Here is a 12,193-nt window from a genome sequence, read left to right as displayed (position 1 = left end):
ACATGGATCTGGGCATTACCGGCAGGACCGCGCTGGTGGGCGGCGCAAGCAAAGGCCTGGGCTACGGCTGCGCGCTGGCCCTGGTGCGCGAAGGCGTCAACGTGGTGATCGTGGCGCGCGGGGCAGAGGCTCTCGAGACCGCGCGGCAGCAACTGCTGCAGGCGCGGACGGACGACAAGTCTTTCGTCAAGGCCGTGGCGGCCGACATTACGACCGCGCAGGGCCGCGAGGCCGTGTTCGCCGCGCATCGCGACTACGACATCGTGGTCACGAACGCGGGCGGGCCGCCGCCCGGGGATTTCCGCGATTGGGGCAGGGAACAGTGGTTGAATGCCGTCGACGCCAACATGCTCACGCCGATCGAGTTGATCAAGGCCACGGTGGACGGCATGGCTGAACGCGGCTTCGGGCGCATCGTCAACATCACGTCCAGCGCGGTCAAGGCGCCGATCGACATCCTTGGCCTTTCCAACGGCGCGCGCAGCGGCCTGACCGGTTTCGTGGCGGGCGTGGCGCGCAGCGACATCGCGGCGCGCGGCGTCACGATCAACAACCTGCTGCCCGGCGCGTTCGCCACGGACCGGCTGAGCTCGGCGCTGGCGGCTTCCGCGGCCAAGACCGGCCAGGACGCGCAAGCCGTGCGCGCCCAACGCCAGGCGGCGATACCGGCAGGACGCTTCGGCAACGCCGAGGAGTTCGGCGCCATCTGCGCTTTCCTGTGCAGCGTCCATGCGGGCTACGTCACCGGCCAGAACGTGCTGGCTGACGGCGGCGCCTATCCCGGCACTTTCTGAGCGGACGGCAATGACGTATCAAGCGGATCTGTTTGCAGGCAAGACGGCGCTGGTGACTGGCGCCACGCAAGGCATCGGGGCGGCGGTTGCCAACCGGCTGGCGTCGCTGGGCGCGCGGACCATAGCTGCCGGGTTGCAATCCGACGCCGGCGAACTGGCGCCGGGTATCGAGGTGCGCCTGGGCGACGTCAGCGACGCGGGCGACGTCGAACGCCTGCTGCAAGGGTTGGACGAGCTGGACATCGTGGTCAACTGCGCCGGCATCATCCGCCGCGGCGCGGAGCATGATCCCGCCGTGTTCGAGCAGGTGCTGGCGATCAACCTGACCGGCACCATGCGCGTATGCGGCGCCGCGCGCGAGAAGCTTGCGCGGCGCGGCGGCTGCATCGTGAACACCGCGTCCATGCTCAGTTTCTTCGGCGGGGCGCTGGTGCCGGCGTATGCGGCGAGCAAGGGCGGGGTGGCGCAGCTGACGAAGTCGCTGGCGCTGGCCTACGCGGCGGACGGCATCCGCGTCAACGCCGTCGCGCCGGGCTGGATCGCCACGCCGCTGACCCGCGCCTTGCAGGACGACCCCGAGCGTTCGGGGCCGATTCTGCAGCGTACCCCGCTGGGGCGCTGGGGCAAGCCGGAAGACGTGGCCGAGGGCGTGACGTTTCTTTGCACGCCGGCGGCCTCGTTCATGACGGGCGTGATCCTGCCCGTGGACGGCGGCTACCTCGTGGCTTGAGCGTTGGCCGCCACCGTGTACGCGCGCAGGCGTTTGTAGGGATAATGGCGGGGCCGCGCCGCAGGGGCGGCCTCGTTACCGCCAACGCCACGTTTTCCGCCATGCCAGAACTGCCGCAAGTCGCCAACCCTCCCGCCGCACAGGTGGCGGGCACAGCCGCCTTCTCGAAGTTCATGCATGTGCTGCAAGTCGTGGCCGATACGCCGGAATCCATGACGGTGGCCGAACTCAGCAAGCGCAGCGGCTATCCGCGGCCGACCGTGTACCGTACGGTGGCCGCGCTGGTGGCCGAACGCCTGCTGGCCGAACATCCGGTCACCGGCAAGCTGAGCCTGGGGCCGCGCCTGATCCAGCTGGCCAGCCGCAGCTGGGGCCGTTCGGAAATGCGGCTGGCCGCCGTCGAGAACCTGAAGCAGTTGCGTGACGTCACCGGCGAGACCGTGCACCTGGCCGTGCCCAACGGCCAGCACATGGTCTACATCGAGAAGCTGGAAAGCCCCAGCGTGGTGCAGATGAATTCGCGCATCGGCACCAACGTCTCCATGTACTCGACGGCGGTGGGCAAGGCGTATCTGGCGATGTTGGACGAGGCGGCTCTGCAGGCCGCGCTGGACATGCTGCCGCAGCCGTTCGCCTGCCATACGCCCAATACCGTCAAGGATACGGCCGCGCTGCGGCGGCAGCTCGAACAGGTGCGCCAGCGCGGCTGGGCCGTGGATGATGAAGAGAACGAGGCCGGCATTTATTGCTTCGGCGCGCCGATTTTCGGCCAGAACGGCGTGCCGGTGGCGGCCATCAGCGTGAGCACGCTGCGATTCCGCCAGAAACCAGATCCGGAAGCGGCCTATGTGGCGCCGCTGCTGGAGGCCTGCCGTGCGATCAGCCAGCGCATTGCCGGCACGCCGATGCTGGCGAGCAGCGATCTGCTCTGACGGGCGGCGCGCCACCGCCCCGGGGCGGTCTACTCGGGCTGGATGCCGGCCTTCTTGATGATCTCGCCCCACTTCTTCGACTCGGCTTGCTGGAACTGCGCCAGTTCTGCCGGCGTGGAGCTTGCCGCGTCCGTGCCCGTTTGCGCATAGAACTGCTTGGCAGGCGCGCTTGAAGTGGCCTTGACCAGCAATTCGTTCAAGCGCTTGACCACATCAGGCGGCGTGCCGGCGGGCGCATACGCGGCAAACCAGTAGCCCATTTCATAGCCTGGCACGCCAGCCTCGGCGATGGTGGGTACGTCCGGCGCCAGCGGTGAACGCGCCTGGCCGGTCACGCCCAACGCGCGCAGCTTGCCCGACTTGACTTGCGGCAGGCCGGTGGCGGTGTCGGTGATCATCATGTCGATCTGGCCGCCCAGCAGGTCCGTGACCGCCAGCGGATTGCTCTTATATGGGACGTGCAGCAGTTGCACGCCCGCCATCTGTTGCAGCAGTTCGCCGGCGATGCGGCTGCTGGAGCTGCCGCTGCCGAAGCTCAGCTTGCCGGGCGCTTGCTTGGCCTGGGCCAGGAAGTCGCCAACCGTCTTGGCCGGCGAATTGGGATTGACCACCATGATCTGGCCGCCTTTGCCCAGCAGGGTCAGCGGCGCGTAGTCCTTGACCGGATCGTAGGTCAGCGTCTTGTAGAGGTGCTCGTTGGCGGCATGCGTGGTGTTTGTGGTGATCAGCACGGTGTAGCCGTCGGGGGCCGCGCGGGCGCCGGCCGCGGCGCCTATCATCGCGCTGGCGCCGGGCTTGTTTTCGATCACCACGGCCTGGCCGGTCTGTTCGGTGACGCCCTGGCCGATGGCGCGGCCGATCTGGTCGGTGGCGCTGCCGGCGGCGAACGGCACGATGAAGGTGATGGGCTTGGCGGGGAACTGGGCCATGGCGCTCAAGGGCAGGGCGGCGGCCAGCAGCAAGGCCAGCCGGCCTTTGGAAGCAATGCGCATGTGTGTCTCCTGTGGATTTTTATAGGAATCGAAATCAGGCGTCCGCGGGACGGTCGCCGGGTATGTCGGGCAGACGGCTGGCCAGCGCAGGGCTGACTTCGACCGTCATGTCCAGCAATCTGAAAGAGAGGCTCTTGCCGTGCGTGTCCAGGTTGAGGGCATCGTTGACGCCGCCGTCCAGCACGCCTTCAAGCACAAAGTTCATCGCATGCAGCGTGGGCAGCGCGTAGCGGGTGACGCGGCTGGGGCGGCGGTACGCGAACCAGTCGGCGACGCGGGCCTCGGTGACCTGTGCATCCAGCACGTCGTAGCATTCCGGATCCCAGGCGATCAGGCTCAGGTTGGAGATGTCGCCCTTGTCGCCGGAACGGCTGTGCGCCAGGCGGTACAGGGGGACCGAGATCAGCGGCGGATTCATTGCGGGGCTTCCTCCAGGAAGGTCCAGCCGCTGGGCACGGCGTCGCGCGGCAGGGTGCAGGACAGCATGTTCAGGCGCGGGCGCAACGCGGTGCGCACGCCGCCGCCGCCGGCCGGGCCGCAGGTATACAGGGCAGTCACTTCGCGCAGCACGCTTTCGGCAAGCTTGCGGTCCATGTGTTCGGCCGCGACGCGCAGGCGCACGTCGCGCGCATGGCCGTCGGGCAGGGCGGACAGCATGCTGCCGGCGTCATCGCCCAGGATGCTGATGGCGCCGATGAGGTCGGCGCGCAGGCGCAGAGCCGGGTCCAGGCGCTTGCGCACGATATCGGCGGCCAGACGGGCGCGTGCTTCGGCCTGCACCCCGGCATAGGAGATCTCGGCTTCGGCCAGCCAGCCGCCGCGGTAGCAGACGTTGACCTTGAGTTCGGCGGGACGCGCGTGGCCGGTGATGCCGCGCACCGCCACCCGATCGCCGCCCAGTTCGGCCACCTCGGCGCGGCTCAGGTCGGCGACGACGTCCGGCGTCAGGTAGCGCGCGGGATCGTGCACTTCGTACAGCAGCTGTTCTTTGACGGTGCGCGCATCGACCATGCCGCCGGTACCGTCGGCCTTGCCGATCACGAATTCGCCATCCGCATCGATCTCGGCGATGGGAAAGCCGGCGGCGTGCACGTCTGGCACATCCTTCAAGCCGGGCACGCAGAAGTAGCCGCCGCTGACCTGCAGGCCGCACTCCAGCATATGGCCGGCCATGGTGGCACGGCCCAGGCGCTGCCAATCGTCCATGGCCCAGCCGAAATGGGCCAGCGCCGGGCCCAGCGTGAGCGATGGGTCCGACACGCGGCCCGCGACCACGATCTGCGCGCCGGCCCGCAGCGCCTCTGCGATCTCGGCGGCGCCGAGGTAGGCGGTGGCGCTGACCACGTCCCGCCCATCCAGCGCGCCGCCAAGGCGCTGGCGCAGCAGTTCGCGTTGCGCATCGCTGGAGAGCGCGTCGCCATATACCACTGCGATGCGCGGCGCGGGCAGGCCTTGCTGCCGGGCCAGCGCGGCAATGCGCCGGGCTGCGGCGGCAGGGTTGGCCGCGCCGAAGTTGCCGACGATGCGGATCCCGTGGCGCAGACAGTCGGCCAGCACCGGGCCGACCAGTTCGTCCAGCAAGGGCTCGTAGCCGCGCTCCGGGTCTTCGTTGCGGGCCAACTGGGCCAACGCCAGCGTGCGCTCGGCCAGCGTTTCGTAAATCAGCACGCCGCCGCCGCGGGCGATCAGCGTGCGCACCACGGCGGCGGCGCCGTCGCTGCGGTCGCCGGAGAACCCGGAGGCGCAGCCTATGTGGAGGGGGGCTAGGGACATACGGAGTCAGGGCAGGGGTCTAGGTGTCTGAGGCCCACTATAGGCACGCTCGGCTCATCAGTAAAATAGAAAGATCGGATCAATTCATAGAGAAAAGCCATGAATCTGTCTGCCCGGCAATTGCGCGCGTTCGTGGCCCTGGCCGACGAAAAACACTTCACCCGGGCGGCCCAACGCTGCCACCTGACGCAGCCGGCCTTCAGCGCCCTGATCCGCCAACTGGAGGACAGCGCGGGCATGCGCCTGTTCGACCGCAACACGCGCCATGTGGAGCTGACGGTCGAGGGGCAAGTGCTGGACGCGACGGCGCGCAGGCTGCTGGCCGACATGGACCTGGTCATGGAGGATCTGCGCGACCACGCCGCCAGGCGTCGCGGACGGGTGGCGCTGGCGGCTTTGCCCTCGCTTGCCGCCGGCTGGCTGCCGGGGCTGCTGGCGCGTTTTCGCGAGTCCTATCCAGGCATCACGGTGGACCTGCGCGATGCCTTGCTGGATCCCTGCCTGGACCTGGTGCAGGCAGGGCAGGTGGATTTCGCGGTGGCCTCGCGACGGCCGGACATGAACGACCTGGACAGCGAGTTCCTGCATGCGGACCGTTATTTTCTGGTCTGTCGCGCCGATCATCCGCTGGCAGGGGCGGGCCGCGCCCGGCTGCGCGACATCCTGCGCTATCCCATGATCCAGCTTGCGCGCGGCAGCAGCGTGCGCAAGCATCTGGACGCGGCCTTGGGGGCCGACGCACCGGCGCCGGTGTTCGAGGTCGAGCACCTGGCCACGGCAACGGGGTTGGTGCGCGCGGGGCTGGGCATCTCGGTGGTGCCGGCGATGACGCTGTTCCATTTCGGCGGCGCCGACCTGCGCATCGTGCCGCTGGCCGGCAAGGCCCTGACCCGTCCGCTCTACCTGGTGCGGCGCAAGGGCCGCACGCTATCGGTGGCGGCGCAGGCCCTGTACGACCTGTTGCGGGAGCATCGGGGGGATATCGATAGCCCGGGATTGCCTGGTTTGGATTAGCCGGCTATCGGCTGGCCGACGCAGCGTTGGAACACCGCCTCCAGCGGCGCGTAGTCGCAGATCACGGCGGCGACGTTGGCGTCGACCCATTCCCGTTGCTCCACTGACCACCAACTGATCTCGTAGCCGGCATTGATGATGAGGTGTTCGAACAGGAGACGTTGAGCGCGCCCGTTGCCTTCACGGAAGGGGTGGATCATGTTCAAGTCGCCGTAGGCGACGGCTGCCTCGGCGATCAGCGCGGAGCGCGGCAGCTCCTTGAACCAGTTGGCCCGCGCCAGGGCCGCGAAAATCTTGTCGGCCTCGGGTTCGATCCTGCTTGTATTGCAGAAGCGCGTGCCGCCTTTTGAGATATCGATGGTGCGCAACTCGCCCGCCCAGTCGTAGAGATCCTGAAAGAGCGTGCGATGGAGTCGCTTCAGGTACGCAAGGTCGTAGGGAGGCAGGAAAAGATCGATCTGGCTGGCGGCGATCTCGGAAAGCTCTTGCTCAGCCTGCGCGAGCAGCGAATCGTCCCAGATGTTCAGTCAATTGCGCAGCGTGAGACTGCCTGGGTAGCAGTACGGATCCTGTCCAGCGCCATACTTGTCCAATGTCAGGCAGGCTTGCGATAGGCGCGCAACACGGCTTCGCGGGAGGGCAGTTCGCGCTGCGCGTGGGCGGGCGTGGCTGGGTAACCTTCGAGGCGCAGGCTAGCTGCGTAGTTGGAGCGGCGCACCTTTGCCCAATAATCCAACTTGGCTTGGAGGCTGGTGTTTTTCAAGGGAAACGCCTCATTTGAGAAGCTGCGGAGGTATAAGCGTGATTACACCGAAGCGCACATAGGACTTGGCCGGCTCAGCATTGCGGGAAGCCCTTATATTCCGTCGTGCGCCCATCCTACGGCATCCAGCCACTTTCGCAAATGTCTATTGCTGGATAAACTTCGATAGTTGTAGTTTCTATCCGACTTTCGAAGGATTCCGCCCATGAGCAAGCAAATCATCCATACCGACACCGCGCCCGCCGCGGTAGGCCCTTACTCGCAAGCGGTTGCCGTAAGCGGCACCAAGACTGTCTACCTCTCGGGCCAGATCGGCCTGGAGCCGGGCACTGGCGATCTGGTCTCCGAGAACTTCGATGCGCAGGTGCGTCAGGCTTTCGCCAACATGCAGGAAGTCATCAAGGCTGCCGGCGGCACGTTGGACAATGTGGTCAAGCTGACACTGTTCCTGACCGACCTGGGCAAGTTCACGGCCGCCAACGCCATCATGGCCGAGATCATTCCCCAGCCGTTCCCGGCGCGCTCGACCATCGGCGTGGCCAGCCTGCCCAAGGGCGCGCAGTTCGAGGTCGAAGCCATTCTGGTCCTGTAAGGCCCGTCCGGACTTTTCAATCCAGGGGTTCGTTTCTTCATGCCGGCCGCAGCCGCGGCTTCCAAGCGATCCGGCGCCGACAACAAAGGCGCCGGCCGTGCAATGACGGATACGGAGCGCAAGCTCCGTAACCTGGGTCTGGTGCTGCCCGAGGACTTCGTGCTGCACCTGCCGCTGCGCTACGAGGACGAAACCCGCATCATGCCGATCAGCGCCCTGCGGCCCGGTTTTGCCGGGCAGGTCGAGGGCGAGATCACCAAATCCGAGGTCCTCTACCGGCCACGGCGCCAGCTGACCGCCACGCTGGCGGACGACAGCGGCGAACTGCAATTGCGCTGGCTGAACTTCTACCCCAGCCAGCAGAAGCAAGTCACCGTGGGCAAGCGCCTGCGTGCGCGCGGCGAGGTCCGCGGCGGCCTGTTCGGGCGCGAGATGGTGCATCCGCGCATGACCAATGCCGATGCGCCGCTGCCCACGGCGCTCACGCCGGTCTATCCCAGTACCGAAGGGCTGCCGCAACTGACGTTGCGCCGCGCCATCGCGCAGGCGCTGGACCGCGCCGACCTGTCCGACACCTTGCCCGACGAGGCGCGGGCGCGCTATGACCTGCCGCCGTTCGAGCCAGCCATCCGCGCGCTGCATACGCCTGCGCAGGGCGAGTCCGAGCAGGCCTTGCTGGACCGCGTGCATCCCGCCTGGCGGCGCATCAAGTTCGATGAGCTGCTCGCGCAGCAATTGTCGCTGGCGGCCGCGCGGGCCGCGCGCCGCATAAAGGAAGCCGAGTCGCTGCCCGTGCGCAACGAGGCCGGCGGCCTGGTCGCCAGGCTGTACGAAACCTTGCCGTTCAAACTGACTGGCGCGCAGGAGCGCGTGGTTCAGGAAATCTCCGCCGATCTGGCCAAGCCGTATCCCATGCATCGCTTGTTGCAGGGCGATGTGGGCAGCGGCAAGACGGTCGTGGCGGCCATCGCCGCCGCCCAGGCCATCGCCAGCGGCGCGCAGGTGGCGCTGATGGCGCCCACCGAAATTCTGGCCGAGCAACACTTCCGCAAACTGGTGTCGTGGCTGCAGCCATTGGGCGTGAATGTGGCCTGGCTGAGCGGCAGCCTGTCCGCCAAGGCGCGCCGTGAAGCGGCGGCCGCCGCCGCTGACGGCAGCGTGCAGTTGGTCGTGGGCACGCAGGCGCTGATCCAGGATCACGTCGAATTCCACCGCCTGGGCTTGTCCATCGTGGACGAGCAGCACCGCTTCGGCGTCGGACAGCGCCTGGCGCTGACGCGCAAGGGCGAAACCGTGCGCGGGCGCAACGTGCCGCACCAGCTCAACATGAGCGCGACGCCGATCCCGCGCACGCTGGCCATGACCTTCTTCGCCGATCTGGACGTGTCCGTCATCGACGAGCTGCCGCCGGGGCGCAGTCCCGTGCTGACCAAGCTGGTGTCGGACGCAAGGCGCGAGGAAGTCATCGCCCACATTGCCCAGGCCGCGCGCGGCGGGCAGCAGGCCTACTGGGTCTGTCCGCTGGTCGAGGAAAGCGAAGCCCTGGAACTCCAGACCGCCGTGGACACCTACGAAGGCATGCGGGTCGACCTGCCGGACCTGCGCATCGGGCTGGTGCACGGCCGGCTGCCGCAAGCCGAAAAGGCCGCCGTGATGCAGGCCTTCCGCGATGGCGAAGTCGACCTGCTGGTCGCCACCACTGTGATCGAAGTGGGCGTGGACGTGCCGAACGCCTCGCTCATGGTGATCGAACACGCCGAGCGTTTCGGGCTGGCGCAACTGCATCAGCTGCGCGGCCGGGTAGGGCGCGGCACCGCCGAATCGGTCTGCGTGCTGCTCTATCAGACGCCGCTGTCGCAAGTGGCGCGCGAACGCCTGCGGGCCATGTTCGAGACCTCGGACGGTTTTGAAATCGCCCGCCGTGACCTGGAACAGCGCGGTCCGGGAGAGTTCCTGGGTACGCGCCAGTCCGGCATGGCGCTGCTGCGCTTCGCCGACCTGGAAACGGACGCGGCCATTGCTGAAGACGCGCGCGATGCCGCGGTCTGGCTGCGCGCCGAACATCCGGCCGCGGTCGAGGCGCACCTGGCGCGCTGGATGCGCGGGCGCGAGGATTTCCTGCGCACCTGACCATGCAGCCAGCCGCCAACCTTAATCTAGCAAGCGCCAGCCGCAAGGCTGGGGCATAACCCCCGGGGGCGTAGTCCACCATGACTCTCACCGAACTCAAGTACATCGTCGCCGTTGCGCGCGAACGGCATTTCGGCCGGGCGGCCGAGGCCTGTTTCGTCAGCCAGCCCACGCTCTCGGTAGCGATACGCAAGCTCGAGGACGAATTGGGCGTGACGCTGTTCGAGCGTGGCGGCGCCGAGGTCGGCGTCACCCCCATCGGCCAGCGCATCGTGGCGCAGGCGCAGAAGGTGCTGGAAGAAAGCGCCAGCATCAAGGAGATCGCGCGCCAGGGGCACGACCCGTTGGCCGGCCCCTTGCGCGTCGGCGTCATCCACACCATAGGTCCGTACCTGTTGCCGCGGCTGGTGCCGGAGCAGATCCGCCGCACCCCGCAGATGCCGCTGCTGCTGCAGGAGAATTTCACGGTGCGCCTGGTCGAGCTGCTGCGCCAGGGCGAGATCGATTGCGCCATCATGGCTTTGCCGCTGCCGGAGGCCGGTCTGGTCATGCAACCCTTGTACGACGAGCCCTTTGTGGTGGCCGTGCCCAATGACCACGAGCTCGCCCGGCGCCAGGCGATCGACGCGCAGGACTTGAAGCAGCAGACCATGCTGCTGCTGGGCAGCGGCCACTGCTTCCGCGACCAGGTGCTCGAAGTCTGTCCCGAGCTGTCGCGCTTTTCGGCCGCCAGCGACGGCATCCAGCGCACCTTCGAAGGCTCCTCGCTCGAGACCATCCGCCACATGGTCGCGGCCGGCATCGGCGTGACCGTGCTGCCCGTGACCGCGGTGCCGGAGCAGCCGCCTTCCAACAGCCTGCTGCGCTATCTGCCATTTGACGGCCACGTGCCGGAGCGCCGCGTGGTGTTGGCCTGGCGCCGCAGTTTCCCGCGGCTGGCCGCCATCGAGGCGCTGGCGCAAGCGGTCTATGCCTGCGAGCTGCCCGGCGTGAAGATGCTGACCGACGAGGTCGCGGCAGTGCAGGATTGATTCCCGGGCCGCTTTCAGGCGGCTTCGCGCGCGCGGTTTGCGCCGCGTCAAAAGGTCGCAGGACTGATTGATAAAAGCGGCGGATATTGCGGCATTTCGCCGTATTTGCAGTGTTATCCTTGTTTCGCACATTCATCCCTAGGAGCTAGCAATGGCCAAGTCCCCCAAGAAGACCTCCAGCGTTCCGCGCATCAACATCGGTATCTCGGACAAGGACCGCGCCGCAGTCGCCGGCGAACTGTCCAAGCTGCTGGCCGACTCGTACACGCTGTACCTGATGACGCACAATTTCCACTGGAACGTCACGGGGCCGATGTTCAACACGCTGCACCTGATGTTCATGACCCAGTACACGGAAGAGTGGAACGCGCTGGACAGCATCGCCGAGCGCATCCGCGCGCTGGGCCACTACGCGCCGGGCACCTACCGCGAATTCAGCAAGCTGTCCTCGATCGCCGAGCCGGACTCGGTGCCGGAAGCCCTGGAAATGGTGCGTCTGCTGGTGACCGCCAACGAATCCGTCGCCAAGACGGCGCGCGCCGCTTTCGAGAAGGCCGATGCCGCCAACGACCAGCCCACGGCCGACCTGCTGACGCAGCGCCTGGACGTGCACGAAAAGAACGCCTGGATGCTGCGCAGCCTGCTGCAGTGATAGCGGCCGACGCCACATGAAAAACGGAGCCTCGCGGCTCCGTTTTTTTCAGCATCGGAAATGAGTCAGGCCTGATGCGACAGCGGCCGTGCCGGTATGGGCGCGATCCGCTCGGGCGGCGGCGTCACCCGCCACACCGCGCGCCGGCGCAGCGCGCCCAGGAGCTTCAGGCCCTGCGGCCAGTCGTCCAGGCCGCTCTCGGCGTTGATGTGGCCAGCGCCCGGCACGACCACCAGCCGGCTGCCCCAATCGCGCGCAAACGCGCGGGCGCGTTCCAGCTGGCAATAGGGATCGTCGTCGCTCGCCACCACCACGCTTTGGAAGGGCAGGGAATGCCGTGGCACAGGTCCGAAGCTTCTCAAACAGGCGGGAGCATTTTCGCGTTCCACGTCGGCAGGCGCCACCAGCAGCGCGCCCGCGACCTTGGCGCGCAGTGGCACCGGCAGGGCGGCGCTGATCAGGCAACCCAGGCTGTGCGCGATCAGGAGCACGGGGCTGCGGGCCTCGTTCACCTCGGTCGCCAGCGCCGCGATCCATTCGCCGGGAGCCGGATGTTCCCAGTCGCGTTGCTCGACGCGGCGCGCATGCGGCAGCAGGGCCATCCAGCGCGATTGCCAGTGTTGCGGTCCGGAGTTTTTCCATCCGGGGACGATGATCGGTTGGAGTCTCATGGCGGCCATGATGCCGCGCGGCCTTAGTAACGCAAACGAATAAATCGTCTTTTGCATATACGCCAGCGGGCATAAGGGCGCACCCCGAACAATGCCGCAGCGCAATAATCGGACCGGTA

Annotated in this window: 14 protein-coding genes; 8 read left to right on the top strand and 6 right to left on the bottom strand. The window is 67.3% G+C overall.

Going from position 1 to position 12,193, the window contains the following annotated elements; translation table 11 throughout:
* Positions 1 to 2: 2 nt before the first annotated feature.
* From AC1RHV_RS03945 to AC1RHV_RS03935, 3 genes are all read left to right on the top strand, one after another.
* Positions 3 to 794, top strand: a complete 792-nt coding sequence (locus AC1RHV_RS03945; protein ID WP_119451582.1) for an SDR family oxidoreductase — start codon at positions 3 to 5, stop codon at positions 792 to 794.
* A 10-nt stretch (positions 795 to 804) separates the two neighbouring features.
* Positions 805 to 1,524 (top strand): SDR family NAD(P)-dependent oxidoreductase, encoded by a 720-nt coding sequence (locus AC1RHV_RS03940; protein ID WP_054454123.1) that lies wholly within the window; start codon positions 805 to 807, stop codon positions 1,522 to 1,524.
* Between the two features lie 101 nt (positions 1,525 to 1,625).
* Positions 1,626 to 2,456, top strand: coding sequence for an IclR family transcriptional regulator (locus AC1RHV_RS03935; RefSeq protein WP_054454832.1), 831 nt, complete (start codon positions 1,626 to 1,628; stop codon positions 2,454 to 2,456).
* A 29-nt stretch (positions 2,457 to 2,485) separates the two neighbouring features.
* On the opposite strand, the gene AC1RHV_RS03930 is transcribed toward AC1RHV_RS03935, so the two are convergent.
* From AC1RHV_RS03930 to AC1RHV_RS03920, 3 genes are read right to left on the bottom strand one after another with little or no spacing between them, the layout of a single operon-like run.
* Complete coding sequence (locus AC1RHV_RS03930; RefSeq protein ID WP_054454126.1) at positions 2,486 to 3,448, bottom strand: Bug family tripartite tricarboxylate transporter substrate binding protein; 963 nt, start codon at positions 3,446 to 3,448, stop codon at positions 2,486 to 2,488.
* Between the two features lie 34 nt (positions 3,449 to 3,482).
* Positions 3,483 to 3,866, bottom strand: coding sequence for an AtuA-related protein (locus AC1RHV_RS03925; protein WP_054454127.1), 384 nt, complete (start codon positions 3,864 to 3,866; stop codon positions 3,483 to 3,485).
* Complete coding sequence (locus AC1RHV_RS03920; RefSeq protein WP_492299764.1) at positions 3,863 to 5,221, bottom strand: acyclic terpene utilization AtuA family protein; 1,359 nt, start codon at positions 5,219 to 5,221, stop codon at positions 3,863 to 3,865. The genes AC1RHV_RS03925 and AC1RHV_RS03920 overlap by 4 nt, the downstream gene beginning before the upstream one ends.
* A 99-nt stretch (positions 5,222 to 5,320) precedes the next feature.
* On the opposite strand from AC1RHV_RS03920, the gene AC1RHV_RS03915 reads away from it, so the two are divergent.
* A complete protein-coding gene (locus AC1RHV_RS03915) occupies positions 5,321 to 6,235 on the top strand; it encodes a LysR family transcriptional regulator (protein ID WP_054454131.1) in 915 nt (304 codons plus the stop codon).
* Here the strand turns inward: AC1RHV_RS03915 and AC1RHV_RS03910 are convergent.
* Both AC1RHV_RS03910 and AC1RHV_RS03905 read right to left on the bottom strand, forming a co-directional pair.
* Complete coding sequence (locus AC1RHV_RS03910) at positions 6,232 to 6,681, bottom strand: Fic/DOC family protein (protein ID WP_255510281.1); 450 nt, start codon at positions 6,679 to 6,681, stop codon at positions 6,232 to 6,234. The genes AC1RHV_RS03915 and AC1RHV_RS03910 overlap by 4 nt on opposite strands.
* Before the next feature lie 149 nt (positions 6,682 to 6,830).
* Complete coding sequence (locus AC1RHV_RS03905; protein WP_125471830.1) at positions 6,831 to 6,998, bottom strand: YhfG family protein; 168 nt, start codon at positions 6,996 to 6,998, stop codon at positions 6,831 to 6,833.
* A gap of 205 nt (positions 6,999 to 7,203) precedes the next feature.
* Here AC1RHV_RS03905 and AC1RHV_RS03900 point away from each other — a divergent pair, with 205 nt between their 5' ends.
* From AC1RHV_RS03900 to AC1RHV_RS03885, 4 genes are all read left to right on the top strand, one after another.
* The gene (locus tag AC1RHV_RS03900) at positions 7,204 to 7,590 is read left to right on the top strand and encodes a Rid family detoxifying hydrolase (protein WP_013393965.1); all 387 of its coding nucleotides are present in this window, start codon (positions 7,204 to 7,206) and stop codon (positions 7,588 to 7,590) included.
* A 39-nt stretch (positions 7,591 to 7,629) separates the two neighbouring features.
* Positions 7,630 to 9,720 carry an ATP-dependent DNA helicase RecG gene (recG, locus tag AC1RHV_RS03895; protein WP_175160458.1) on the top strand — a complete coding sequence of 697 codons (2,091 nt, stop codon included), beginning with the start codon at positions 7,630 to 7,632 and terminating at the stop codon, positions 9,718 to 9,720.
* A gap of 80 nt (positions 9,721 to 9,800) precedes the next feature.
* A complete protein-coding gene (locus tag AC1RHV_RS03890; RefSeq protein ID WP_054454135.1) occupies positions 9,801 to 10,751 on the top strand; it encodes a LysR substrate-binding domain-containing protein in 951 nt (316 codons plus the stop codon).
* A gap of 151 nt (positions 10,752 to 10,902) precedes the next feature.
* Entirely contained in the window at positions 10,903 to 11,403 is a 501-nt protein-coding gene (locus AC1RHV_RS03885; RefSeq protein WP_054454138.1) for a Dps family protein, read from the top strand.
* Between the two features lie 65 nt (positions 11,404 to 11,468).
* Here AC1RHV_RS03885 and AC1RHV_RS03880 read toward each other — a convergent pair whose 3' ends face one another.
* The gene (locus AC1RHV_RS03880; protein ID WP_054454834.1) at positions 11,469 to 12,074 is read right to left on the bottom strand and encodes an RBBP9/YdeN family alpha/beta hydrolase; all 606 of its coding nucleotides are present in this window, start codon (positions 12,072 to 12,074) and stop codon (positions 11,469 to 11,471) included.
* Positions 12,075 to 12,193 lie beyond the last annotated feature (119 nt).

This window comes from Achromobacter sp. GW823-FHT04E03 (genome assembly GCF_058796095.1).
Note: the sequence above shows the minus strand (reverse complement) of the source record. Positions and strands in the feature narration are given on the sequence as shown.